This is a genomic window from Rickettsia endosymbiont of Halotydeus destructor (assembly GCF_049278075.1).
In the GTDB taxonomy this organism is placed as follows: domain Bacteria; phylum Pseudomonadota; class Alphaproteobacteria; order Rickettsiales; family Rickettsiaceae; genus Rickettsia.
In genome coordinates, this window is the sequence record NZ_JAPNPB010000001.1 from 111161 (window position 1) to 136453 (window position 25293).

Sequence of the window (25293 nt, forward strand, 5' to 3'; positions counted from 1 at the left end):
CCAATATATTATATAAGTTTGGCACTTTTAAAACTATAGTCAAGTATTTTGAAAATTAGATTTTATTTTGGACTGGTGAGCGCACGCGAATCCTAAAATCAAAATGAAAAAATAATTTTTAAAAGACGAGCAGTATGCTTAAGTTTTTTTTTTGTCCCTAGGGCTTTATAATGCTAAGTACCTCGTCTTCATTTAGAAATAATTCCTTTAAAAGTAAATTTAGGGCTATGTTTTGGCCCGTGCATAAACATGAGCTCGGAAAATTTATTCCTATGAGCGCTTTGATGTTTTGCATTTTATTTAATCAAAATATCCTCCGAATTCTCAAAGATAGTATATTAATTTCTGAAATTAGCGCTGAAGTAGCAGCTTTTGCTAAAGTTTATTGCGTTACTCCGGCTGCTGCTATATTTGTCATTGCTTACGCTAAAATGGTTAATCATTTTACATTTGAAAAGATTTTTTACTATTTAAGTTTATTTTTTATCGGATTTTTTGTTATCTTTGCTTTTATCATTTATCCGAATATTCATTTTTTTCATATAAATCCTGATAAGCTGACTCAAATGATGGAGACGTATCCTCATTTTAAATGGTATATAGCTTTAATAGGTAATTGGGCATATATAGTATATTATAGCCTTGCCGAGCTTTGGCCAAATATTTTTTACGTATTATTATTCTGGCAATTCGCCAATGAATTAACCACTACCGAAGAAGCAAAAAGATTCTATACGCTTTTTTCTCTATTCGGCAATTCTTCGTTAATATTAGTCGGCTTTTTGATGATGAATTTATCATCTGAGCAAACTATTATTAAATATTTTATTAATGTTTCGGATAATAAAATCACTCTTGTACAAACTTCAACTATTCTTGTAACTGTTGCGGCTATTGCTTCGTGCCTGCTGGTAAGATTCATTACTAAAAATATATTTACTAATCCGACATTTTACGCCAAAGCTAAAAGCGGTAGGTCAACTAAAGATAGAATGGGATTGATAAAAAGTTTCCAATATATTGCAAGGTCGAGATATTTGTGGTTACTACTAATATGTTCGGCAGCTTTCGGGTTATCGATGAACTTAGTCGAAGCTGTCTGGAAAGCAAAAATTAAAGAGCTATATCCGACTGTAAATACTTATGCCGAATTTAATAGCCTATATATCCTTTGGACCGGTGTCGCTATTATGGTAATGACAATTATCGGTAATAATGTCATGCGTACATATAATTGGTTTGCCGCAGCTGTAATTTCGCCAATTATAATAATGATTACCGGTATATTATTTTTTATGCTTATTGTATTTGATCGACAAATATTGTCGCTTTTTGAAGGAGCGATTTTAATGACTCCTCTTGCTCTTGCCGTATCCATTGGTGCAATACAGAATATTTTAGCCAAAGGCACTAAATACTCAATTTGGGATACCTCAAGAGAGATGTTATATATACCGCTTGATAAAGAGTTAAAAACCAAAGGCAAAGCAGCCGTTGATGTAATAAGTTCCAAAGTCGGGAAATCTTCAAGCGGGCTAGTGCAATCTATTATCTTTACTATAATCCCAACGGCAACTTTTAGCTCCATCTCACCAATCTTAATGGTAATATTTACCTTTGTCTGCTTAGCATGGATTTATGCGGTAAGACAAATATATTTCGAATATCAAAAAATAGCTTAAAGTTCTCGCAAAGCATTCCAACCAACACCGTGCGTGGGCTTGACCCGCGTTGCTGCGTGGATTTACTCTCAATCGTCATTGCGGAGGGACGTAGTCCCGACGCGGCAATCTAGAAAATATATAGTCATTACTTCACTTGTTTTAGGATATTTTATAAGAGATGCTGAAATAAATTCAGCATGACAAAGGACTAGATTGCCGCGTCGCTACGCTCCTCGCAATGACGATTTTTGTGATGATTTCGAGCCACGCAACAATAACGCTCGCAATGACTGATTTAGGCATTTTTTGAACTTTATAGTAACGCTTTGCTTACAAGAATGACATTGAAATGCTTAATACCACCGCCTAAATAATTTTCCACCCTAAATTCCAGTTCTACTTAATTTTCTTAATCAATTTTATAATAATACTAGTGTAAATAAACATGGGTAAAAATACCATATAAAATGATATTTGATTTAAATTAGCTATTATTAATAAAATTACTAGTAGAATTATTTTTTTATTTAATTATAATTACTACCCAAGTAAATCCCAATTAAAAAAATACATAAAATGACTAATTTAGATATTATTATTTTCGTTGGGTTTCTAGCCGTTAATTTATGCGTTGGCGTGTATTATAGCCGCAATATTAAAACTATAAAAGAATATGCGGTAGGAGATAGGAGTTTTTCTACTCCGACTATTGTTGCGACTATTATCGCCACTTTTATTGGAGGAGGGGTTTTTTCTTTAACTTTATCTAAAACTTATACCGACGGCTTAGCTTATATATTTTTAAATGTCGGAGAAATATCAGCTTTTTTTATAACAGCATATTTTTTAGCTCCAAGAATGGCAGAGTTTTTGGGCACTTTATCTATTGCTGAAGCTATGGGCAATCTTTTCGGTCATAATATTCGAATTATTACCGCAATTTGCAGTATTGCGACAACCGCCGGAATTGTTGCCGTACAATTTAAGGTAGCTTCAACAATTTTAAGTTATTTTTTTGGGATAAATAGCGTATATGCTACTATAATTAGCGGTATGATAGTAATCATATATTCCGCAGGTGGTGGCATAAAAGCAGTTACTTTTACCGATATTATTCAATTTCTTACTTTCGGCACTTTTATACCAATTCTAGCGTTGGTAATTTATGGTACCTTAAATAATCCGGAAATTGTGTTTGATACGATTGCTTATAATTCAGCATTTGACTTTAAAGAAGTATTTAGCTATAGCAACCCACATTTCTGGAGTTTAATAATACTTTTTCCTCTTTTTGCATATCCTGTATGTTTTGACCCGGCAATGTTTCAACGAGTTTCCATGGCTAAAAATACCAAACAAATAAGAAGGTCTTTTTTTATTGCTGGGCTAATTCTTATAACTATCTATATATTTATAGACTGGACAGCGATTTTATTATTATCTATAAAAAATGATATCGCAGCAGATAGTTTATTAAGTTACGTTATCGATAATTATACTTATCCCGGTTTTAAAGGATTTGTTTTAATAGGAATAGTTGCCATGCTGATGTCAACAGCGGATTCTTATATAAATTCTGCAGCAGTAATATTTGCCCACGATTTTTGCACTCCTCTTGGAATTAAGTGGATTAAAGATAACGAGCTACTTTCTTCCAAATTATTTGCAGTAACAATCGGAGTATTCGCAATTACAGCAGCATTATCTTCTAGTAATTTATTTAAATTATTTATATTTGTTAATGAATTTTACATACCTATTGTTGCAATACCGATACTTTTTGCGGTCCTGGGGTTTCGTAGTTCTTCTAAATCCGTTTTAATCGGTATGGCAGCGGGTTTTATCTCAACAATTTTATGGAGATTTATTTTTCCTGATACTGAAATTGAAGGGGTAATACCCGCTACTTTTATAAATATGATTTTTCTATTCGCTAGCCATTATTTGTTAAAACAGCGAGGCGGTTGGGTAGGAGTCAAAAACCCTTTACCCTTAATAGTTGCTCGAATGGAGCAAAAACGTAAAATAAATAATTTTATAACAAACATTAAAGAATTTAATATATTAAGATTTTGTACTAATAATTTGCCACGAGAAGAAGTTACCTACACTTATCTTGGAATTTTTATAATAGCTTCTACTTATTCTTCTCTTTATACGATACCGGAAAGTTTAAGAATTCATTACAAGGAAATTTATAACTTTATTTATCATTCCGTGCTAATAATGTCGGCAATTCTATTATCATATCCGATATGGCCAAAGACTTTCAAAAATGAAAAATTCATAACGATATACTGGAATATAGCAATATTTTATATTCTTATTTGTGTCGGCAGTATTTTAGTCATAATTAGCCATTTCAGCGAAATACAGTTAATGGTTTTTATGTTAAACATGGTAATTATGGGGATTATACTTCGTTGGCAAATGACATTATTAATGTTAGCTTTTGGACTTACTGTTTCGAGCGAATTTTTTAAATTATATACTCATACACCTCTACCGGGGGATTTCGGTAATATACAGTTTAAAGTGATTTATTTTTTACTATTATTTAGTAGCCTATTACTTGCTTTTATCAAGCCAAAACAAAAATACGATGAGTTAGCTGAAAATTATAAAAAAGATTTGGAACAAAAAAATAATATTAATTTATCTAACTTATTTAAAGTTATGCAACAAAGAAAAGAGTTTTTCCATAAATTGGATGAGAATTATATCCAGCTATTTAAATCCTTACATACCGAAATAGGAAAATTAGGAGAAAATATTGAAAATTCCAAAAAACAGGAAATAGTTAAAGAAAAAGCTGATTTGCTAAAAATAACTGATAAGTTAAGAGACGGAGCTGAGTATCTAGATGAAGTAATTTCAGAAATCAAAAATGAAACTCAAATAAAGCTTTCAAAAATAGAATTAAAACCATTCTTTGCCACGATAATCAAATATTATAAAAAAAATAATTTCAATTCTACAGTAGACATCAGCACTATTTTTAGAACACAACATAAAGAGCTGGAAATTGATGAACAGCTAATACTGAATACCGTAATTACTTTACTCGATTATGGTCGACTAAGTTCCGAAAGTAATGTTGCACATTTTATATTCGAAGATACGTGCCTTGACTACGATATAAATTCTACTGATTTACCTCTAACTATCAGTGATGCCGTAAAAATAACTTTAATTTTTGCCCGAGTTAAACCAAGGCAGGATAATATCAATAATTTATTAAGCACCTCAAATGAAATATATAATAATTTTGTTTTTTTAGAAATAGCAAAAATAATTAAGGCTCATCAGGGTAAAATAGAAATTACCTTAAATAATGCGCAGGAATTAATATACACTTTAATAATTCCAACAAAATTTAGGGAAATTAAAGCAAAAAGAAAAACTGTACGGTGAGATAAAAGATTATTTCAGGTTTTGTAACTTTTCCTGTACGGCATTTTGACGCAAACGATTTTTTAGACTTGAGAAATCAATTATTTCGGCATTTTGATCTTGGCAAGCGCAAGCAAAAATATAACTCTTGTCTCCTTTGGTTTTTTGTAGACATTGCCCACAAATTCCTTTCATCATACATTGCATTAAAGAATTAACGCTAACAATTAATTCAACATTTTCACCAAATATTTCATTTTTTATATTTTGTACTGCTTCCATCATTTCGCTAGATCCGATAGCTATAATTCTATTGACGCTAGAATAATCTCCTCCCTGTGTTTGTATATATTTAATACCATCTATTACAGTACCGTGTGTGTATAGTATTTTATCCTTAAGCAAATGCGGCTTAAGTTTTATGTCATCCCCGTGAAAACGGGGAGCCAGCCTTTTGTCATGCTGAACTTGTTTCAGAATCTCTTTATTAGTTCTTGAAATAAATTTAGAAGGACTATTATTTTCTGGATTCCTGCCTTCGCGGGAATGACATTGGAGATGTTTGGAAGAGTCTTGAAACAAAGTAGGCAGATGAGAAAGCCCCTCCTCCTCATAACACCATATTACTTTATCTGCTATTTCTGCAATTTTTTCTGCATAAAACCTATCTGTTAATTTCTTATAGCCAGCAAAATACGTAATTTTACAATTATTTTTCTTCAAAGCTTGACCGATACTTAGTAAGACCGCATTACCGAGTCCCCCGCCGATAAGTACCACATTACTATCTTTTAATATTTCAGTCGGCGCACCGGTCGGCCCCATCAAAGCAACGGATTCCCCTATAGATAAATGTCTACATAAGTTACTAGATTGACCGCTTTCAAGAACTATTAAATAAATTAAACTTCTTTCTAAATCAACATATGCACCGGTAAGAGCCAGTGGCTCCATTAATTTTGTTACGTCATCTGAATAATTCTGTAAGCGGAAAAATTGCCCGGGCTTAAAATTTTGAGCAGCTGCTGGCGCGTGAATTACCAACTCAACTATTTTATCAGCTAAAATATTTATTTTTTCAATTTTGCTATTTAGTAAAGAATCAAGTTTAACAAAAAATTCTTTATAATTTTCTACTCTGAAAAATTTGTCATTCCGTGTCTTGATCACAGAATCTAATTTTTTATTTATACTTTCATACCCTTCTTTACTGCTAGCAAGAGCCTTAACTACACTACCGGCATATTTAGGGTCACAATCACCAAAGTAACTATATCTTTCTTCCTGCATTTCAATTTTTGCATTTTCAGTGCCGACTGCCATGATCACAGTTTTGGCTTTTACAGTTTTTAGCTGTATAGTTTTTTCTGCATTCTCGCTTTTACAGGAATGACCCCGAAATTCCACAGATTCAACATAATCATATTTATCGACGTTAATAGTATGTAACTGCATATTTTCAGCAAAATTTATACCGACCGCCATCGTCTGCATTAACTCCTCGTGATTTAATTTATAAGCAGGAGAATTTTGTAAATTTCCTCGATAATAAATAGTAATCCCTCCAAGTTCGTTAAAAATTTGTTTTACTTCACAAAAGTCTTTTGCATTCTTAAATAATTTTGTATGGCTAACAAATTCATTAGCTATTTCTCTATCTTCGAGCGTCCAGTCTTTTTCAACATAGCTTTTTCCGTGTTTTTTGACTGCTAATTCATATTTAGCAAAAAACTTTGCTACCTGCATTTTATAGTAATAAAAACTCTCCGTTGCTACATCAAGCGAAGTAAGCCCGCCACCGATTATTGCTATCGGCATTCTAATTACCATATTAGTAATGGATTTCTCCAAAAATGCACCGCTACTTTGTAATGTCATCAGAAAATCGGAAGCAGTTTTAACTCCCTTAGCAGCAAAATTAGCTGTTTCTAAAATTTTAGGCTGACCTGCCCCAATGCAAAAAGCTATATGATCAAACCCAAGCTCGAAAGCCTTGCTAGTTGTTATGTTACTGCCTAAACGTATTGCGCCGTAATATTTAAAATTTTTATTCCTTTCTAATATTAGCCTTAATATATCTAAATTATTTTTATCCCACCTACTAGTTATACCGTATTCAGCTACGCCGCCGAAGCCTTTCGGTATTCTTTCAGATAATCGCTGTTTATATTCTAACCAATATTTTATAGGCTTATTAATATTAAACGGCAGAGGCGTAACTTTCAGGCCGTCTATTGCTACAACGTTATGACCGGAACGCAGTAAATAATAACTAAGGCTAAAACCGGCAGGACCAAGGCCCGTTACTAAAATATTATATCCAGTTAATTTTTTTGGTAGTGGAGCAACAATATTCAAGGGATTCCAACGAGTGAGAAGTAAATATATCTCAAGCCCGTAAGGTAGCTTAAGCGTTTCCTCTAAAATATTTGACTCAATTAATGGAATATCTACCGATTCCTGTTTTTGATAAATACACGCTTTTAAACAATCATTACAAATTTTATGGCCTGTTGCCGCTACCATCGGGTTGTCAATAACGATGATTGCCAGAGCCGCTAAATTAAAACCTTGCGCTTTAACGTAATTCATCTCGGAAATTTTTTGTTTTAATGGGCAGCCTTTTAATGCCTCGTCGCTCCGTTCTTTACAATCACCATCATGCGCAAATCCTTTAGAACATGAATCTTTTTCTTGTTTATGGCAATAAATACAGTAATGAGCATTATTTAACGCTGCATTTAGGTTAAGAGAAGGATCAAAATAATCAAAATCGATTCTAACGTTTTTTTGATATTTAGCTATTTTTTTAGGATTAATTAGGTTATCTTTATCGACTTTTTGGGGTATGGTGAATAATACATTTTCGTTATTTAAGATGTCATTCTCACCATTTTTTATGTCATGCTGAACTTGTTTCAGCATCCCTTTATTAGCTCCTAAAATAGATTCAGGTCGACTATTGTTTTCTAGATTCCCGCTTTCGCGGGAATAACACTGAGCAACTCTACACGCTGCATATTGCGCTGCTATTTCCAGTTCCTTTGCAAAACTTTCTTCCTCTAATTGCCATTTAATTACTTGCTCAGCAAATTTTTGAGAAGTAAAATTTGTTCCTAAAAAATTATTTAGCTTTACATAAACATCGTCAAAATCAATTTCTTTTATTTTTTCAACAGGATATTTTTTTAAGGCATAACGCTGAATAAATTTTCTTTTACATTCGTAAATTATATCAAACTCTTTATGCTCTTGCCTTAATTTATTAACCGATTTAGAAATACTAAATAATTCAGCTAAAAAATCATCTAAAAAAGGGGCGATTTTTAATAAAAAATTTGAATAATCTTTTGGGAAAATATTATGAGGAGTAGAACGAAAAAATAAAATATCGTTATAAAGGAATTCGTCGTTTTCAAGCAAAAAACTTAAAAATATTCGGTCTAGTTTTTTAAGACCTTCTAAATCTAAATCATCTAAATTTAGATTGAAACCTAACTTCATAGGCTGAGCTTCATAAATAATAAATAACTTTTTTAGAAAAGCGTTTATAAAAAAGATAACTTACGCAAACAATAATAAATGCCACAATAATGGATTTAACAATTAGTAATAACTCCGGTAGCCTTCCTTCAATTACTAAAAATTGTGCAGGCCTAATAACTACAAAAAATGGATTAAGTTCAAAGAAAATCCTTTTTGATTCCGGTATCATAGAATATGGATAGACGATTGGAATAGTCCAATAAACCACGCTTAAAATAACAGTTAATATCTGAGGTATATCCCTGATATAGGGAGTTAAAAACGCCACTGCAATAGAGCCACTAACTACACAAATTATTAATGGTAATATAAGAACTGGAAAAAATATTATTTGCCAACTAAATTTTTCTGGAAATAATAAAATAAACGCAAAATACATTGCCGCAAATGAGCAAATTAAATTATAAACTTGCGATAAACTATCGGCTACTGGAAAGAAAGTTTTTGAAATCCTAACCTTTTTAACTATTTGATCACGTGTTACTAACGAATTTGATGATATAGTTAAGCTATTTATTATAAAAGTCCATAAAGGAAGACCTCCTACCAGATTCATTATCATGAATTCTCTTGGCTGTTTTAATAAAAAAGCAAAAAAGTAAGAAATTACCATTATGTGTACGAAAGGTTGTATCAAACTCCATAAAGACCCTAAAAAAGAATTTTTATTTTGGCGAGCTATAGATATTTTTACCAGTAATACTACTGATCTCCAGTATTTTTTTGAAAAAAAATACTTTATCATTTATGAATTTCTCTATTAAAAATTTTAAATATTTCGTTTGGGCTGCCGTCTGCAACAATACTTCCTTCTTGCAACAATATACATCTATTACAATTATCCTTAATGATGTCCTCTTCATGACTTACAATAATTGAAATAGGAGTATTCTTAAATTTATTTTTCATCAGCTTAAGCGACTTCTCTATAAAATATTTATCACCTGCAGCAAAAACTTCATCAAGTAAAAGAATTTGAGGATTTTGAAATATTGAAACCGAAAAAGCAAGACGTGATAGCATTCCTGAGCTATAATTTTTTATCAATAAATCAATTTTACTACCAAGGCCAGAAAATTCTATAATTTCTTGCTCAACACTTTTGCTATATTTATCTAACATATTATTATATAGCATCAGCATTTTAATATTTTCTCGGCCTGTTTGTTCAGGTTCGAAACCTACGCCCATATCAATAATAGCAGCAATATTTCCGTGAACTTTTATTTTTCCAGATTTTAACGGGTAAATTCCTGCAATTACTTTTAGAAGAGAACTTTTACTAGAGCCGTTACTACCTATAAAAGCAATCTTCTCTCCCTCATAACAAGAAAAATTAATATTATTTAATATAGGGATTTTTAAAGAAAATAATTCTCCTTTACCTAAAAAAAAATGTTTTAATCCTTGCGCTCTTTTATGTGTATCAATTCCCTCAACATACCCGTTGGCTATTTTTATAAAAATATTTGAAGGTTTGGATAACATATTAAACAGATTTATTAATCCATTCTAAAAGAGCTTTTTTTTCTGGTGCTCCTATTTTTATATCAACTTGTTTACCTTCTTTAAACAATATTAAAGTCGGAATACTCCGTATACCATATTTTGAAGGAATTTCTGGATTTTCTTCAATATTCATTTTTAGAATTTTTACCTTACTTTGTAATTCTTGGCTTAATTCTTCTATTATAGGTGTTAACATTTTACAAGGTCCACACCACTCTGCCCAAAAATCAACTACTACTGGTAAATCTGATTTCAATACTTCTTCTTCGAAAGAATTATCCGTTACATTATTTGTCATAATCACCTTAATTTTTTAATTTTCGATATTGTTTGTTGAGGTCATCCACATACGCGGAAATACTAATTATTTTTTAATGAGCTCTATAATAACGCTCCGCTCGAATTAGAAGGATATTTTACCTAACTTAAATTATAAGGTACTAGATTATAGTTGTAAACTATGAAAATTTTTTATTTTTTATAAATAGTTTTTTTTTGATTATAATATATTTTCATTATCAAGGCAGAGGTTTCTTCTATTGATTTCGTTGACACGTCTATAACAGGCCAATTTTTTTGATCACAAATCTTTTTAACTGCCAAACATTCTGCTTGGACTATTTTAAAATCCGTATAATTGTTATTTTCATTAATTTGCAGTAAAGTCATTCTAGCTTCACGTATTTGAATAAGCCTAGTGGGATTAATAACCAATCCTACTACTAACTGTTCAGTAATTTTTTCTAAAAAGTCAGGAAATGGACAATTATAAACATAAGGTATATTTGCAGTTTTCAAACCGTTATAAGCTAAATATACGGAAGTAGGAGTTTTCGAGGTTCTTGACGGGCCTATTAAAATAACATCGGCTTCAGATAATTCATTAACCATTTGTCCATCATCATGCCTGATAGCATAATCAATAGCATTAACCGTATCAAAATAAGTCTTATCAAATTTATAATTATAGCTTTGTTCTTTTTCTATTTCTATTCCTGAAAATGCCGATACTTCTTTAATGATTTTACCTATTACTGAAATACAGGGTATTTTTAACTCGTAACAAAATTTCATTAATGTTTTACGCAATTCCGGATCGGCGATAGTATATAAAACCATACCCTGTTTAGAATTAATTTTACTTAATACCTCATTTAATAATTCTAGGTTTCTAATCATCGGCCAATGATATAATTTCGGTTTAATAGTAGTAAATTGTACAAGCGCAGAGTTTGCCGCATATTTAGCAGTTTGAACAGAAGAATCTGAAACAAGGTGAATAATGAGCTTTGTCATAGGTTATACGCCTTATTGTGGATAATTTTCTTAATAACTTATTATTTTAGTACTAATTCTTATTAAAACATGTGCTAAATCCTTATTAAATAAGGCCTTTAGCGGCTAATTTTCCTTATGTGTTTAATTTGTGGATAAAATTGTGAATAACTACTCGAACGCCTTATAAAATAAAGTTTTTCGAGGATATAAACAAATATAACACCTAGTTATCCACTTTATAAAACTTACTATAAATTTATGTGGATTATTCTTATAAATACTGAATTGTTCACTAGTAATTAGAAAAAGAATTATGTTGATAACAATGTTGAAAAGAATTAATCTACATAAAATCAACCTCATATACAACTATAAAGAATATATTAATATAGTTATTTAATAGTAGCATGAATCAAATTTACGAACTTCTAAAAAACAACAATACCAAAATTCCAATCTGGCTTATGCGTCAAGCAGGTAGATACTTACCTGAATATATGAAAGTTAGAAAAACAGTAGGAAATTTTCTTGAATTATGTTATGACGTTGATAGAGCTACTGAAGTAACATTGCAGCCGATAAAACGTTATGGCTTCGATGCAGCAATAATTTTCTCCGATATCTTAGTATTGCCTCATGCTCTTGGCTGGGATGTAAGGTTTGAAGAAAATATAGGTCCGATATTAAAGCAATTTAAATCAAGAGAAGATTTTAAATATTTAGAAAATGATCCTAGTAAAAAGCTAGCGCCTGTTTATCAAATAGTTAAGAAAGTAAAATCTCAGTTGCCGAAAGGTACTTCGTTAATAGGGTTTGCAGGTAGTCCGTGGACAGTAATGAGCTATATATTGGAAGGAAAAGGTAAACAGGATTTTAAAACTAGTAAAAAATTTATTTATGAAAATAAACAATTAGCTAAAGAGCTTTTAGATGTTATTACTAAAAAAACCGCCGATCACCTTATAAATCAGGCAAAAGCGGGAGCGGATATATTAAAACTTTTTGATTCCTGGTCAGGAGTTTTAAGTAGTGAGGAATATATAGATTTTGTGGTGCAACCTACTAAAAAAATAATATCGGAAATAAAAAAATATTTTCCTAATATTCCGATTATAGGTTTTCCCAAGGGTTCAGGCTGGTTATATGAAAAATATATAGCAGAAACAGGCATAGATATTATAGCTTGTGATCAATATGTGCCGCTTGAAATAATGAAGTCGTGGAGTGACAAAATAACGGTACAAGGTAATTTAGATCCAATAGTGTTGCTTACAAATAAAGAAATTATTAAGGAAAAACTTGATAAAATTTTATCAAACTTTAAAGGCAAAAATTTTATTTTCAATCTTGGTCACGGTATTATGCCGGAAACTCCTCCAGAAAATGTTGAATTTTTAGTAAATTATATTAGGGAGCTTAGAATATAAAATTTAGTATGTCTAAAAAAATTGCCATTGTTCTTTTTAATTTAGGCGGGCCTGACAGCTTAAAATCGGTAAAGCCGTTTTTATTTAATCTATTCTATGATAAGGCAATTATTAATTTGCCGAATCCATTGCGCTTTATTATCGCTAAAATAATCTCTATCACGAGAAATAAAAAATCTCAAAAAATATATTCGCTAATCGGTAATAAATCACCTCTATTAGCTGAAACGAAAGAGCAAAAATTAGCACTAACCGAGGAACTACAAAAAAATATAAAAGAAGATTTTGAAATTTTTATAAGCATGCGCTATTTTTCACCGACTTCAAAAGAAATAACTAAGCAAATAGAAAAATATCAGCCATCAGAAATAATTTTATTACCATTATATCCGCAATTTTCAAGCACCACTACCGGCTCATCGATTAAAGATTTTATAAATAATTTTAATAGCAATATTGAGGTAAAAACAATTTGTTGTTATCCTGTACAAGAAGATTTTATCCGATCTCATATTTCATTGATTAAAGAAAAATTAATAGATAAAGTAAATTTCCGCATGATATTCTCGGCGCACGGGTTACCAGAAAAAATAATAAAAGCAGGTGACCCTTATCAATGGCAAATAGAACAAACCGTAAGATCCGTAGTCAAAGGGCTAAATATAGATGATTTGGATTATAAAATAACCTATCAAAGCAAGGTAGGACCGGTAGAATGGTTAAAACCGAATACCGAAGATGAAATAGAAATAGCCGGCAAGTTAAAGAAAAATATAATTATCGTTCCTATTGCTTTTGTTTCCGAGCATGTTGAGACTTTAGTAGAGCTTGATATGGAATATAAATTAATTGCAGATAAATACGGGATAGATTATACTCGTATACCGACCTTGAGAGTTACCAAAAATTTTATTAAAGGCTTAGCAAAAATAATATCAAAATTAATTAATATTAAAGCTAGTCAAGATAATAATTTAATAGTGAGCGCTGAAGGTAAAAGAATATGTCCAGAAAAATTTACAATGTGTTTGTGTAAAAATTAAGAATAAGTATTAAAAAATGGCAAATTATTACCTGTGGTTTAAAGCAATTCATCTGATATCAGCAATATGCTGGATGGTAGGATTGTTGTATTTACCTCGCGTGTATGTTTACCATACCAAGGCAAAAATTGGTGGAGAAGCCGATAAAATGCTGCAGGTGATGGAATTAAAGTTAATACGGGTTATTATGAACCCTGCTATGATCAGTACTTTTATTTTCGGTATCATAAATGCCTATATTTATGGAATAGTTGCGCTAGGAGTCTGGTTCCATGTTAAAATGTTAGCAGTTGTAATTTTAACTATTTTTCATGGATTACTTGCCAGATGGCGTAAAGATTTTGCCAATGGTAAAAATACTCATTCTGAAAAATTTTACCGACTTCTTAATGAAGTTCCCACTTTCTGTATGGTTGTAGCCGTAACCATGGTTATAGTAAAACCCTTTGAATAACCTAAAAAATTTCGTCATTGCGAGGAGGCATTTATGCCAACGTGGCAATCCAGGAAAAAATAACTAGATTGCTTCGCTTCGCTCGCAGTGACGGTATAGAGAGTCTTAGATTACCGCATCGTGGCTATCGAATTTCCTCACCACCAATATAACGGGGTAGAATCAATCCACGCAACAATGCCTTCTCACGATGACGTTTAAGGGTGTCCACGCCACAGAGTTTAGTTAAAATATATAAAAACACGTAATAATAACTTCTCCTAAATTCTCATCTTCATCTTTCAACCTTGTGGTAAAATTACGTCTAGTTAATTTTTTACCGTAGAACTAATTAGTTATTTATTCAACTTACAAAACAAAAATGCTTTTATATTTTGGTTGAGCAAAATAAATAAACAATCAATTTGTAAGGCATAGTATGAAAAATAATAACGAAGATAATAACGAAGATAATAACAAAGATAATAATAGTGGGTTTTTGAGTAGTTTGGTTGATTTGTCTAGTAGTATTGTCAGTAACCCTAGTAGTTATATCCCTAAATTTAATTCCCCCACCCCACCTAGACTCCTTCTTTCATTTAAAGAAATATTAGAGAATTATTTTAAAGATAAAGATAAAAGCCAACCGTTAGAATTTAATTTAACGAATATAGTAAAATCTTTTTCTTCTGAGATTGAAGCAGCTTACGCAGGTAGTAATATAACATTATCTTATAAAAATTCTACCGGTGTCAAAACTCTTATATGTCCAGAAAATATTTTAAGTTGGATTGAAGAAAATGCAAAATGGTGTGATAAGAGATGGTGGACTGAAGGAGTAAAAAGTGAACATGTATTATTACCTCTTCATATTAAGGAGCTTAATCTTCGCAATATAGTTTTTGAGGATGATAATATCTTAAGGCTCGCAAACTGGCTTAGAAACAATGATACAGTTTTAGAGTTATGTTTAATAGGACTCGGTTTAAATGACAAGAAAGTAATAGCTTTAGCAGATATGCTTAATATTAATAAAACTATAACACTACTTCATTTAGGACGTAACCCGGAAATAACAGAAGCAGGAAAAAAAGCTTTATTAGAAACAAGAGAGTTTAATGAGGTAATAAAGACTATTTTCGTTGATTGCAACCTAGGAGATAAAGGTACAAAATCTATAAATATTTTTGATGATAATGTTAAAGAATTTTTTTCAGAATATCTTGAAGATACAGCACTTACCAAAAAATTAAAATATTTAGAAGAGTTAGATAAGAAAGAGCAAGACAAAAAATTGGGTTTAGAAGTGTCTCCTGATTTTAAAGTTTCTTTGACTAAGCAAGAATTGCAAGAACTAATTTCTCAAAACGAACAGGTTAAAACAATATTAACTTCAATGATGATTGGAGATAATGAAATAAAAGGAATTAATGGAAAGGTTTCAGTAATTTTTGGAGCAAAAGGGTCAGGTAGAGATGACATTGCTGAGCTACTAAGTAATATAACAGAAGAAGCAGTAGTTCCTAACCGTATGGAAGTTTATGAAACAAAAAATACTAATTTTAAAATTCCGAGGAAATTGGAAGGACAAAATTCAACAATTATTGAATGCCCGAATATTGGAGATACAGGCGAAAGAAATAGTGAAGATATAATTCCCGCTATGTATTACCTTTGGCAAATATTTAATAATACAAAGTTATGTAATTTTGTACTTACTACCGATTATTTATTTAGAAATGATTTGTTTATTACTACTTTAATTAAGCATTTCGCTGAGGTTTTTAAAGATACAAATATCAATAATTGGTTACAAAATATTGATAAATTGAAAAATAGCATATTGTTAATAGTAACTTACGTAGATGAGGGAATAGGAGAAGACAAGATAAAAGCTTTTCTTGATTCATATGTAATAAAAAATGAATCCTCGAAACCAGATTCTGAAATTTATATAAAAATAGCAGAGGTTTTAAAAAATGCTGTAAATATTTTCTATAAGCCATCTAACGATAATAACAATCAAGCCTCTGAGTTAATAGAAATTAAAAATTTAGATAAGTTTGTTGAAGCTAAAGAATTGGCAGCATGTTCAACTATTTTTCCTGCAAACGCTTCGGCCGGATCACCGGAATTAGCAAAAGACTTATATGCTCAAGTCCGTAATAACATTTCTTTAATTAATGAAATTATATTAAATTTCTTTAATAGTAACCTGACAAATTTAACTGATGCTTATAAATCCTTTCATTCTCCTATTTTAAAACATTTACATCATGAATTAGAGACCAAAGCATTTTTTGAATATTGGCCTATTCTAAGATATTGCTTTCCTATAGATATCAAGCCTGAAAATAATGAATCCACAATTGTAGAATCTTACTTTCCCACGTTAGAGGAAATAATAAAGCTCAGAGAAGTTAAGACTGATAAAGATGAAGTGCAGGTGTTAGTTCAATATTTAAAGGTTATAAAAGACTTTTTCGGAAAAGAAAAAATTAGCAAAAAAAATAATAACACATTAGAGCTTAAGGCTCGAATAGATGATTTTATTCATATTTTAGAGCAACAAGCCAGATTCTTAAAATTCTTTGAAAAATTAACCAAAAAACCACCGATAAATCCATTTGAATCGGTAGTAAAAGAGATTAAAACTATTATAGAAAAAATGCTTGTTTCAGCTGTTAAGTGTATGAAGCTAGATGCAAAGCAACATTTAGAGTATTACGAAAAAGCAGTAGATTTAATAAAAGAATACCAAAGGCTTATAGGTATTAAAGTTAAGACTATTAAAAAAATAGAAGAATATCAAGAGCTTATAGATGCTGGAGTTATAGGCATTAAGGAGGTACAAAAATATCTAGCACTTATAGAAGTTGAAGTTAAAAGTATTAATGAGATACAAAAATATCTAGCACTTATAGCTGTTGAAGATAAAATTATTAAGAGAATAGATGAATATGTAGAGTGTACAGCTAATGGAGATAAAAGAGTTGAGGAAATAAAGTCGATTCTAGCCAGGGTTGAGAATGCTGAAAGTGCTGAGGATGCAACAAAGACGCTTAAAGATTATAAAATTAAAAGTATTGAGAAAACAAAAGAATATCAGGAGCTTATAGAAGTTGAAGTTGAAAATATTAAGAAAATAGGAGAAAGGAAGAAACTTATAGCTGCTGGAGATAAAAATATTAAGTCAATAGAAGAACGTAAGAAGCTTATAGCTTCTGGAACTAAAGATGTTGAAGAAATAGACCCTACAGCTGTTGTAACTAGAATTACTAAGAAAATAGAAGAATATCAGAAGCTTATAGCTGCTTTAAATATAAGTACTAAGGAGATGCAAGAAAATTTGGGTGAAGCCTATTATAATATAGGATTACTAAACCTCGAAAAAGCAAAAGCAATGACTAAATCGACAAAAGTCAAGAAATTGCAGCTAGAAATTGAAAAGTTAGAGAAAGCGATTAAGCAAATAGGAACTAATCAAGAAGAAATTAAAAAAGAAACAAAAAAAAATATTGAGCAAAATCAGCAAAAACTTGAAGAAATAGATAATATTAGGCAGAAGTATAGCGAGTTGCAAGAGAAGCTAGCAAAGGAAAAAGGTGAGCTAGTGTTTGAGCAAAAAAAGCTTAAACAAAAGGAGCAAGAAGCTAAAAAATTTGAGAAAATACTTAAACCAGAAAAAGAAGAGGAAAAAAATAAATATTTTAGTAAGGCTATAGAAAGTTTTATGGACTCTATCCAAGCTTATCACCATGTTTATAAACTTTCTCCTACTTCACAGAATTTATCTAAATTAGAGAAGCCATATAAAGCATTAGCTGATTCTTTGTTTAAGCTAGAAGATGAAACCGCATTAGGCTGCGCGCGCAAATATTATAGTATGATCGGTCATGAAACAGAGGTGCAAAAATATTTTCTACTTTTTGAAAATTTACTAGAAAAATTGGAGGGAAATTTATGGGAGCAAAGATCATTAGAAACTAATCGTGACAATCGGACAAAATTATCGGATAAAATAAAAGAAATAGTCAGTAAAAAAATAGCTAACAAAATAGCACAAGGTAATTATTTTAAAGATAAAGGGCGAACTGAGGCTGCTGAAAAATATTATGCAAAAGCAAAAGAATTAGAAATTGGAAATCTAAAAAAACAAGACGAGATAGAGGGAATGATTGAGGAATTAGTAAAAAATGCTACATCTTTAAAAAATGCTGCTAAAGATAAATTTATGGTGCCAAGAGATAAACAATTAAAAACCGGTCAGTTCTGGACTCCTTCTAAATTTACTGAACAAGAAAGACAAGAAATTAAAAAGGTAATAGCAACACATTTTCCTTGTAAGGATAACGCTAGTAATCAGTTGCAATATGAAATACCACCAGCCCTCAGTTCCTACGAAGAACTTTATGAGGTACAATTAGGAGGAGGGCTTTAACCAAAGCTTTCTCCCGGTTGATGTTATTTGCAAATTAATTCTAATTAATGGCTCAGGAAGTAAATGCTCGATTATTTCCGGCCATTCTATTAAGCATAAATTACCTTGCAACGCATCTTCTATACCGAGTTCATAAATTTCTTCAGGTGATTTTAACCGGTAAAGATCAAAATGATAGATCGTAAAATTCGGGGCTTGATAAGTTTGAAGAATATTAAAAGTCGGGCTACTAACTTGGGTATTAGAGCCGCAAAAATATTTAATAATTTCTCTACATAAAAATGTTTTGCCTGAGCCTAAATCGCCGGTAAATAATACAACGCTGTCAGGCCTTAAATTCTGCGCTAGACTTCTAGCAAAATCTTTTGACTCTTCTTCATTATTTAATAAGATTTCACGATTTAGCATAATGGAATTATTGTATGTGTATGTTAAGCACGCTTGATATCATTCTAGTTCAAACGGGAATCCAGATTTTCTTTGCCATGCTGAACTTGTTTCAGCATCTAATGCAAGAGATCCTGAAATAAATTCAGGATGACTATAATTTTCTGGATTCCTGTTTGAACTAGAATGATGTCCTATCGATTTTAGCGCACCATAAACAACGATCGGCTTGACCACGAGGATAGCGAGTGTTTAAGCTACTAACTTTTCACGTAATACTTCTACTAATTTATTAATTGCCTCGGTAGGATGCATATTCTCGAGGATAGCAAGTTCGCCTGCCAATCTATTTAATGCAGATTCGTAAAGCGTTCTTTCACTATAAGAACGATCATTATCAACATTTTTATGAAGATCACGTAATACTTCGGCGACGGCAACAATATTTCCCGAATTAATCTTACTTTCATATTCTTGGGCTCGTCTACTCCACATTCTATTGCCTTGTTTAGCTTTACCTTGGAGTGTAGAGTATATTACATCGAGATCTTTTTTACTTGCAACCGCTCTAAGACCAACAACAGCCGCTCGACTAACGGGAACTTTTAGCGTCATTTTATCTTGCGGGAAGGAAATCACATAAACTTTAATTTCTGTTCCAGCTAGAGTATGGAATTCTATATTTGTTACTTCTCCTACTCCATGAGATGGGTATACGATTCTTTGCCCTATTTTAAACTCAGATTGTGTTGACATATTTTAGTTCCTCCGTAAAATATTTAGACTTATACTAAGCTTAATATAGCATATTTTACTATAGTTAGAAAGTACTAAGTTTTATTATAATATATAGGCGCTATTAACAAAATTTATTTTACGGAGAGAGTCTAATTTAGTATTGTAATAATATTAATAAAATCCTATAACTTAATTATTAATTAAAAATAAACATTCATGTATAATATTTTTGTTACGATAATATTTTTATTATTTTTAAGCTCTTGTTCCGAAGATAAAACAACAGAGCAAGAGGTAAAGCCGATTCAGGCTACAAAACAAAATAGCGAGGTTTTAGTAGAGCAAACAAAAAATCCCGCAAGTATAAGTGAGCAGGTAACTCCTCAAAATAATGAGAATAATTTAGATGAACCGCCTACAGAAGCGGTTATTTCTGAAGAAGATAATAATCAAAAAATTGCTCCGCAAGATGAGACGCAAAACGAACCGGTAACAAGCAGTAATGAATTATCAGACGAATCTATCGTAAATTTCAATATAAACAAAAATGACATGGTTCTCGGAAATAAAGAAGCAAAGGCGATTATGGTAGAATATTTTTCTCCTACTTGTCCCCACTGTGCTTATTACCATACGGTAATTTTTCCGGAAATTAAGAAAAAATATATTGATACTAATAAAATAGCGTATGTTATTCGAGAATTTATTGGTAATAAACAAGACTTGGATGCCGCAATTTTAGCTCGTTGCAAAGGTGACATGGATAGTTTTCTGCAATTTCATAAAGTAATCTTAGAGCAGCAAGATAAATGGGCATATAGTAATAAATATCGTGAGTTGTTAACAAGTATCGGGCAAATAGGTGGTATTTCTCCTGAAGCTTACAAACAATGTTTAAGTAATGATAAAATTACGGAAATATTACTTGCTAATACTAATTTTATAGCAAAAACTCCAAATTTTAAAGGTACTCCGTCATTTTTTATAAATGGTGTACCAATTGAAGGATATGCTGTTAATAATATTTCAAAGGCCATAGAGAAAGTTTTAGAAAATGATAAAGAGAAGATTTAGCACTTCTTGATAGTAATGGACCCAGAAAAATTAAAAAATATAAAAAGAAGAATTAAGGAGTTTAAAACAACTGAGCTTACCCACTTAAAACCGAAGCAGCAAATTAATGCATTTACCCTAGCTGTAGATTTAGTTTCAGGAACAATGGTTGGAGTGTTTATAGGCATAACTATAGATAAATTATTTAATTCCACACCGTTATTTCTTATATTATGTATGATAATAGGAATTATTGCCGGATTAAATATAATTTGGCAGAGGTTAAAATAAAAAATGTCCCATAGCCCTTTACTTCAATTCAACGTAAATAAATTGGTCGAAATCAATTTATTCGGTATTGATATTAGTTTTAATAATTCAAGCGGTTATATGTTACTTGCCGTTATTTTAGCTCTAACTTATTTTTACATATCTCTACAAAAAAAACTTCTTATTCCTTCAAGGCTTCAGGCAAGTGCTGAAATGATATACGCCCTGGTTACCGGTATGTTAAATCAAAGTGTCGGAGCGAATGGACGTAAATTTATTCCGCTAATCTTCAGTTTATTCGTATTTATTTTATTTTGTAATTTACTTGGTATGATCCCTTATGGATTTACCGTTACTAGCCATATCTCGATAACTTTTGCTTTAGCTATCATGATATTTTTAACAATAACAATTGTCGGTTTTTACAATTACGGACTACGTTTTTTTACTATTTTTTTACCGCACGGTACACCGCTATGGCTTGCTCCTTTAATGATAATAATTGAATTATTTACTTATCTTGCAAGACCGGTAAGCTTATCGCTGCGGCTTGCTGCCAATATGATGGCCGGTCATATTTTGCTGAAAGTAATAGCAGGCTTCATGGTTTCTCTAATGATTTACTTGAAATTTATCCCACTTCCTCTTATAATTGTGCTAATCGGGTTTGAAATTTTTGTTGCAATCCTTCAGGCTTATATTTTTGCTATTCTTTCTTGTGTGTACCTTAATGATGCTATTAATTTACACTAGGTTCTGTGAACAAAATTTAAGTTATTTATATTTTAAGAGATTTTTTAGCGAAAATTAATAAGATTTTTGTAGGAATAGTTATTCATATTTCAAAAAAATCTTATAATTTGCAGCAAAAAAGAACTAAAATAGATTAATTTAAATTTTGTTCACAGAACCTAATATACTGCTCGTCTTTTAAGGATTGTTTTTTTCATTTTGATCTTAGGATTTATGTGCTCACTTAACTTAAGTTTTACGCTGCGCTCATTCACCTCCAAAATAAAACCTATTTCTTAAAATACTTCGCGTATACTACCGAAATTATGGTATAATATTTATTAATTAAAGTCGGAATTTAAATATGGATATGATCTCTTTAAAATATATAGGTGTCGGGTTTATGGCTATCGGTATGTTTGGTGCAGCACTCGGTGTAAGTAATATATTTAGCTCATTGTTAAATTCAATAGCTCGTAACCCTTCAGCTGCCGAGCAACTTCAAAGAATGGCATTAATCGGTGCCGGACTTGCCGAAGCGATGGGGCTATTTTCTTTTGTGATAGCGATGTTGCTTATATTTTCCTAACACCTTTGTCATTTTCACGCGGCGTTGTTGCATGGATACCCATGTCATTCCCGTGAAAACGGGAATCCAGTAAAAAACTTAAGTCATCCTGAATTTATTTCAGGATCTATTACAAAAAGATGCTGAAACAAGTTCAGCATGACAAAAACAGTCTGGATTCCCGTTTTTATGGGAATGAATCGAATCAGTTTTATCGATCCATGCAACAATGCCCACCTAGAGCGGGAATAACATTATAACAGTCCTTCATTTATGAGCAACATATGCCGCAATTTGATATCAACAATTATTATTCACAAATTTTTTGGTTAATTGTTACCTTTGGCATGCTGTATATTGCTACTTATAAATTTATAGTGCCTATTGCCGAGAAAATTTTAAGTAACAGACAGGTAAATATTCAGGCTAATGTAGAACAGGCGGATAAATTAACTTTAGAAGTAGAAAAATTAACTAAACACTATAATGAAGAATTAACTAAAATATCAAGTGAGATAGAAATCCATAAAAAAGAAGTAATAAATTCTTTAAAAGTTGATTTTTTGTTAAAAAAAACTAGTTTGGAAGAAGAATTAAAGCAGCAGTTAAAACAAAATTTTGAAGATATAAATATAGAAAAAAAAGTTTTTTGGTCTAATGAAAACGGTGTTTTAGCAAATCTAGCTTCCGATATAATTAAAAAAATTACCGGCGTGCAAGCTGATATAAATTTATTAAAGAAAATTACAAAAAAATAAGATGATGAATTTTTTAGATGAAAGCTTTTGGCTCGCTATTAGTTTTATATTTTTTATATATCTGGTTTACAGACCGATAAAAAAAACAATTTTAAAATCCCTGGATACTAAAGTTTTAGAAGTGCAGGAAAGGCTTTTAAAAGCCGAAAAGTTAAAAGATGATGCTGTTTTGTTATTCACTCAAATTAGTGAACAACTAAAAAAATTAGAAGTTTTGCGTAATCAAATGCTACAAGAAGGGCAAAAACATAATGAAGAAATAGTTGAAGAAAAAAATAAGGAAATAGGAGAATTTTTAGAACGTAAAAAGATAGAAGCTATTAAGTCAATTGAAAATTACAAAAGTCAAGCCAATAAAAATTTACAAGCCGAATTTTGCGAGGAAGTAATCAAATTAGTTTCGGAATATTTTCAATCATCCAAAAATCCTGATTTATTAGATAGCGATATTGCTAAAAATTTAATGAATAATCAAATTAAAAATTCGGATTATAAATATAATTAATTTTTAATGTTATTGCAGAGTATTGGTATCAAAGTGATATTAGCTTATCGTGATAACGTTGTTGTACGACTCAAGCTTTCTATATTCAAATCCCCCGCAGGCCGTTGTTGCGTGGATCAAAAACAGTGTTATCTCCGTCATTGCGAGGCGCTATAAGCGGCGTGGCAATCTAGAAATAGTAAATTTCATAGCATTTTTGCTCTTTTTTCTTAGATTGCTACGTCGAGAATACGTCTCTCCTCGCAATGACGATGTGTTTGTCAGCGTTTTCGATTTACGCAACAATACCTTTTTGCAAATGCAAGGAATTCAGAAAAATCCTAAAAAGTCATCCTAAATTTACTTCAAGATCAAATACGAAAAAATGCTGAACTTTGTTTCAGTATGACAAAAAAAGCCTGGATTCCTCACCTAGGTTCTGTGCACCTAATTGAATTATTATAATTTTGAGTTAATTTTTAGTGAAAATTAATAAGATTTTTGTAGGAATAGTTATTCATATTTCAAAAAAATCTTATAATTTGCAACAAAAAAGAACCAAAATTAGATTTATTTTAATTAGGTGCACAGAACCTAGAGTGGGATAACAATAACATCATTGTATATTACACCCCGTGACGTTCTGCGATTAAACTCTTTATCTCTCCGATGGCTTTGGCAGGATTTAGACCTTTTGGACAAGTTTTTGTACAGTTCATAATCGTATGACAACGGTAAAGTTTGAATGGATCTTCTAAATCATTAAGCCGCTCGCCAGTATGGTCATCTCTGGAATCCGCAATCCACCTATAAGCTTGCAGTAGAATAGCTGGACCTAAATATTTATCGCCGTTCCACCAGTAGCTAGGGCAAGCGGTAGAGCAGCAAGCACATAATATACATTCATATAAGCCGTCAAGTTTTTCTCGCTCTTTCAGAGACTGTAGTCGTTCACTGTTTGAAGGAGGTGGGCTATCAGCCTTAAGCCACGGCTCTATAGATTCATATTGAGCATAGAAATGGGCCATATCCGCTACTAAATCTTTGACCACTTTCATATGAGGAAGCGGATAGATTTTTATATCGCCGGAAATTTCTTCTATCGGTTTGATACAAGCTAAAGTATTTGTGCCATCTATATTCATGGCGCAGCTGCCGCAAATCCCTTCTCGGCAAGAACGCCTAAAGGTTAAAGTAGCATCTATTTCATTTTTAATTTTAATTAAAATATCCAAAACCATTGGACCGGTTTTGCTTAAATCTATCTCATAGCTGTCCATACTCGGATTCTCTTCCGTATCAGGATCATATCGGTAAATTTTAACAATGCGTGGCTGCTTTGCCGTAGCAGTTGCTTTATATAGCTTGCCGCCTCGTACAACAGAATTCGGTGGTAATCTTAACTCCGCCATAATTACCTCACATGCTTTTTCTTTTATATATGTTTTATGACATTCTCATAAAGGTGTAGTGTTGCATGGCTCAATAAAAGTGGCAATATGTCATTCCTGCGAAAGCAGGAATCCAGAAAAACCCTAGGAAGTCATCCTGAATTTATTTCAGGATCTA

General features: G+C 31.5%; 21 protein-coding genes. 12 read left to right on the top strand and 9 right to left on the bottom strand.

The window, feature by feature from the left end:
* The first annotated feature begins 170 nt into the window (after positions 1 to 170).
* Complete coding sequence (gene tlc5, locus OTR29_RS00485) at positions 171 to 1682, top strand: GTP/GDP exchange transporter Tlc5 (protein WP_422228711.1); 1512 nt, start codon at positions 171 to 173, stop codon at positions 1680 to 1682.
* 558 nt (positions 1683 to 2240) lie between these two features.
* The gene (locus tag OTR29_RS00490) at positions 2241 to 5078 is read left to right on the top strand and encodes a sodium:solute symporter family protein (RefSeq protein ID WP_422228712.1); all 2838 of its coding nucleotides are present in this window, start codon (positions 2241 to 2243) and stop codon (positions 5076 to 5078) included.
* A 9-nt stretch (positions 5079 to 5087) separates the two neighbouring features.
* On the opposite strand, the gene OTR29_RS00495 is transcribed toward OTR29_RS00490, so the two are convergent.
* The 5 genes from OTR29_RS00495 to OTR29_RS00515 form a co-directional block, all read right to left on the bottom strand.
* On the bottom strand, positions 5088 to 8561 hold the full coding sequence (locus tag OTR29_RS00495) for an FAD-dependent oxidoreductase (RefSeq protein WP_422228713.1): 3474 nt from the start codon (positions 8559 to 8561) through the stop codon (positions 5088 to 5090).
* 10 nt (positions 8562 to 8571) lie between these two features.
* Positions 8572 to 9348, bottom strand: coding sequence for an ABC transporter permease (locus tag OTR29_RS00500; protein WP_422228714.1), 777 nt, complete (start codon positions 9346 to 9348; stop codon positions 8572 to 8574).
* Positions 9345 to 10091, bottom strand: coding sequence for an ABC transporter ATP-binding protein (locus tag OTR29_RS00505; RefSeq protein WP_422228715.1), 747 nt, complete (start codon positions 10089 to 10091; stop codon positions 9345 to 9347). Before OTR29_RS00505 ends, OTR29_RS00500 begins: the two co-directional genes overlap by 4 nt.
* A 1-nt stretch (position 10092) precedes the next feature.
* Entirely contained in the window at positions 10093 to 10410 is a 318-nt protein-coding gene (trxA, locus tag OTR29_RS00510) for a thioredoxin (RefSeq protein ID WP_422228716.1), read from the bottom strand.
* A 173-nt stretch (positions 10411 to 10583) separates the two neighbouring features.
* Entirely contained in the window at positions 10584 to 11408 is an 825-nt protein-coding gene (locus tag OTR29_RS00515; RefSeq protein ID WP_422228717.1) for a pyruvate, water dikinase regulatory protein, read from the bottom strand.
* Positions 11409 to 11797: 389 nt separating this feature from the next.
* Here OTR29_RS00515 and hemE point away from each other — a divergent pair, with 389 nt between their 5' ends.
* From hemE to OTR29_RS00535, 4 genes are all read left to right on the top strand, one after another.
* Positions 11798 to 12817, top strand: coding sequence for a uroporphyrinogen decarboxylase (gene hemE, locus OTR29_RS00520; RefSeq protein ID WP_422228718.1), 1020 nt, complete (start codon positions 11798 to 11800; stop codon positions 12815 to 12817).
* Between the two features lie 8 nt (positions 12818 to 12825).
* Positions 12826 to 13860, top strand: a complete 1035-nt coding sequence (gene hemH, locus OTR29_RS00525) for a ferrochelatase (protein ID WP_422228719.1) — start codon at positions 12826 to 12828, stop codon at positions 13858 to 13860.
* Positions 13861 to 13876: 16 nt separating this feature from the next.
* A complete protein-coding gene (gene hemJ / locus OTR29_RS00530; protein ID WP_422228720.1) occupies positions 13877 to 14314 on the top strand; it encodes a protoporphyrinogen oxidase HemJ in 438 nt (145 codons plus the stop codon).
* A 418-nt stretch (positions 14315 to 14732) separates the two neighbouring features.
* The gene (locus tag OTR29_RS00535) at positions 14733 to 18734 is read left to right on the top strand and encodes a hypothetical protein (RefSeq protein WP_422228721.1); all 4002 of its coding nucleotides are present in this window, start codon (positions 14733 to 14735) and stop codon (positions 18732 to 18734) included.
* Here the strand turns inward: OTR29_RS00535 and tsaE are convergent.
* The 3 genes from tsaE to OTR29_RS00550 are packed head-to-tail and all read right to left on the bottom strand — an operon-like array spanning position 18717 to position 19877.
* Positions 18717 to 19142 (bottom strand): tRNA (adenosine(37)-N6)-threonylcarbamoyltransferase complex ATPase subunit type 1 TsaE, encoded by a 426-nt coding sequence (gene tsaE / locus OTR29_RS00540; RefSeq protein ID WP_422228722.1) that lies wholly within the window; start codon positions 19140 to 19142, stop codon positions 18717 to 18719. The genes OTR29_RS00535 and tsaE overlap by 18 nt on opposite strands.
* 39 nt (positions 19143 to 19181) lie before the next feature.
* The gene (locus OTR29_RS00545; RefSeq protein ID WP_422228723.1) at positions 19182 to 19358 is read right to left on the bottom strand and encodes a hypothetical protein; all 177 of its coding nucleotides are present in this window, start codon (positions 19356 to 19358) and stop codon (positions 19182 to 19184) included.
* 15 nt (positions 19359 to 19373) lie between these two features.
* Complete coding sequence (locus tag OTR29_RS00550; protein WP_422228724.1) at positions 19374 to 19877, bottom strand: CarD family transcriptional regulator; 504 nt, start codon at positions 19875 to 19877, stop codon at positions 19374 to 19376.
* A 198-nt stretch (positions 19878 to 20075) separates the two neighbouring features.
* Between OTR29_RS00550 and OTR29_RS00555 the strand changes: the two genes are divergently transcribed.
* The 6 genes from OTR29_RS00555 to OTR29_RS00580 all read left to right on the top strand — a co-directional run bounded on the left by OTR29_RS00555 (position 20076) and on the right by OTR29_RS00580 (position 23745).
* A complete protein-coding gene (locus tag OTR29_RS00555) occupies positions 20076 to 20933 on the top strand; it encodes a DsbA family protein (protein WP_422228725.1) in 858 nt (285 codons plus the stop codon).
* Between the two features lie 15 nt (positions 20934 to 20948).
* The gene (locus tag OTR29_RS00560) at positions 20949 to 21203 is read left to right on the top strand and encodes an AtpZ/AtpI family protein (RefSeq protein WP_422228726.1); all 255 of its coding nucleotides are present in this window, start codon (positions 20949 to 20951) and stop codon (positions 21201 to 21203) included.
* Between the two features lie 3 nt (positions 21204 to 21206).
* A complete protein-coding gene (locus tag OTR29_RS00565; protein ID WP_422228727.1) occupies positions 21207 to 21935 on the top strand; it encodes a F0F1 ATP synthase subunit A in 729 nt (242 codons plus the stop codon).
* A gap of 343 nt (positions 21936 to 22278) precedes the next feature.
* Positions 22279 to 22503, top strand: coding sequence for a F0F1 ATP synthase subunit C (locus OTR29_RS00570; RefSeq protein WP_422228728.1), 225 nt, complete (start codon positions 22279 to 22281; stop codon positions 22501 to 22503).
* Positions 22504 to 22766: 263 nt separating this feature from the next.
* Entirely contained in the window at positions 22767 to 23240 is a 474-nt protein-coding gene (locus OTR29_RS00575; RefSeq protein WP_422228729.1) for a F0F1 ATP synthase subunit B family protein, read from the top strand.
* Between the two features lie 4 nt (positions 23241 to 23244).
* Positions 23245 to 23745, top strand: coding sequence for a F0F1 ATP synthase subunit B family protein (locus OTR29_RS00580; protein WP_422229051.1), 501 nt, complete (start codon positions 23245 to 23247; stop codon positions 23743 to 23745).
* A gap of 605 nt (positions 23746 to 24350) precedes the next feature.
* Here the strand turns inward: OTR29_RS00580 and OTR29_RS00585 are convergent.
* A complete protein-coding gene (locus OTR29_RS00585; protein ID WP_422228730.1) occupies positions 24351 to 25136 on the bottom strand; it encodes a succinate dehydrogenase iron-sulfur subunit in 786 nt (261 codons plus the stop codon).
* Between the last annotated feature and the right edge of the window lie 157 nt (positions 25137 to 25293).

What these genes read in the sequence shown, in the direction of transcription:
- tlc5 (WP_422228711.1), top strand. Translation starts at nt 171, where the DNA reads ATGCTAAGTACCTCGTCTTCATTTAGAAATAATTCCTTTAAAAGTAAA.
- OTR29_RS00495 (WP_422228713.1), bottom strand. Translation starts at nt 8,561, where the DNA reads ATGAAGTTAGGTTTCAATCTAAATTTAGATGATTTAGATTTAGAAGGT.
- hemH (WP_422228719.1), top strand. Translation starts at nt 12,826, where the DNA reads ATGTCTAAAAAAATTGCCATTGTTCTTTTTAATTTAGGCGGGCCTGAC.
- OTR29_RS00505 (WP_422228715.1), bottom strand. Translation starts at nt 10,091, where the DNA reads ATGTTATCCAAACCTTCAAATATTTTTATAAAAATAGCCAACGGGTAT.
- OTR29_RS00580 (WP_422229051.1), top strand. Translation starts at nt 23,245, where the DNA reads ATGAATTTTTTAGATGAAAGCTTTTGGCTCGCTATTAGTTTTATATTT.
- OTR29_RS00490 (WP_422228712.1), top strand. Translation starts at nt 2,241, where the DNA reads ATGACTAATTTAGATATTATTATTTTCGTTGGGTTTCTAGCCGTTAAT.
- OTR29_RS00575 (WP_422228729.1), top strand. Translation starts at nt 22,767, where the DNA reads ATGCCGCAATTTGATATCAACAATTATTATTCACAAATTTTTTGGTTA.
- OTR29_RS00565 (WP_422228727.1), top strand. Translation starts at nt 21,207, where the DNA reads ATGTCCCATAGCCCTTTACTTCAATTCAACGTAAATAAATTGGTCGAA.
- OTR29_RS00585 (WP_422228730.1), bottom strand. Translation starts at nt 25,136, where the DNA reads ATGGCGGAGTTAAGATTACCACCGAATTCTGTTGTACGAGGCGGCAAG.
- OTR29_RS00515 (WP_422228717.1), bottom strand. Translation starts at nt 11,408, where the DNA reads ATGACAAAGCTCATTATTCACCTTGTTTCAGATTCTTCTGTTCAAACT.
- OTR29_RS00535 (WP_422228721.1), top strand. Translation starts at nt 14,733, where the DNA reads ATGAAAAATAATAACGAAGATAATAACGAAGATAATAACAAAGATAAT.
- tsaE (WP_422228722.1), bottom strand. Translation starts at nt 19,142, where the DNA reads ATGCTAAATCGTGAAATCTTATTAAATAATGAAGAAGAGTCAAAAGAT.
- OTR29_RS00550 (WP_422228724.1), bottom strand. Translation starts at nt 19,877, where the DNA reads ATGTCAACACAATCTGAGTTTAAAATAGGGCAAAGAATCGTATACCCA.
- trxA (WP_422228716.1), bottom strand. Translation starts at nt 10,410, where the DNA reads ATGACAAATAATGTAACGGATAATTCTTTCGAAGAAGAAGTATTGAAA.
- hemE (WP_422228718.1), top strand. Translation starts at nt 11,798, where the DNA reads ATGAATCAAATTTACGAACTTCTAAAAAACAACAATACCAAAATTCCA.
- OTR29_RS00555 (WP_422228725.1), top strand. Translation starts at nt 20,076, where the DNA reads ATGTATAATATTTTTGTTACGATAATATTTTTATTATTTTTAAGCTCT.
- hemJ (WP_422228720.1), top strand. Translation starts at nt 13,877, where the DNA reads ATGGCAAATTATTACCTGTGGTTTAAAGCAATTCATCTGATATCAGCA.
- OTR29_RS00500 (WP_422228714.1), bottom strand. Translation starts at nt 9,348, where the DNA reads ATGATAAAGTATTTTTTTTCAAAAAAATACTGGAGATCAGTAGTATTA.
- OTR29_RS00570 (WP_422228728.1), top strand. Translation starts at nt 22,279, where the DNA reads ATGGATATGATCTCTTTAAAATATATAGGTGTCGGGTTTATGGCTATC.
- OTR29_RS00560 (WP_422228726.1), top strand. Translation starts at nt 20,949, where the DNA reads ATGGACCCAGAAAAATTAAAAAATATAAAAAGAAGAATTAAGGAGTTT.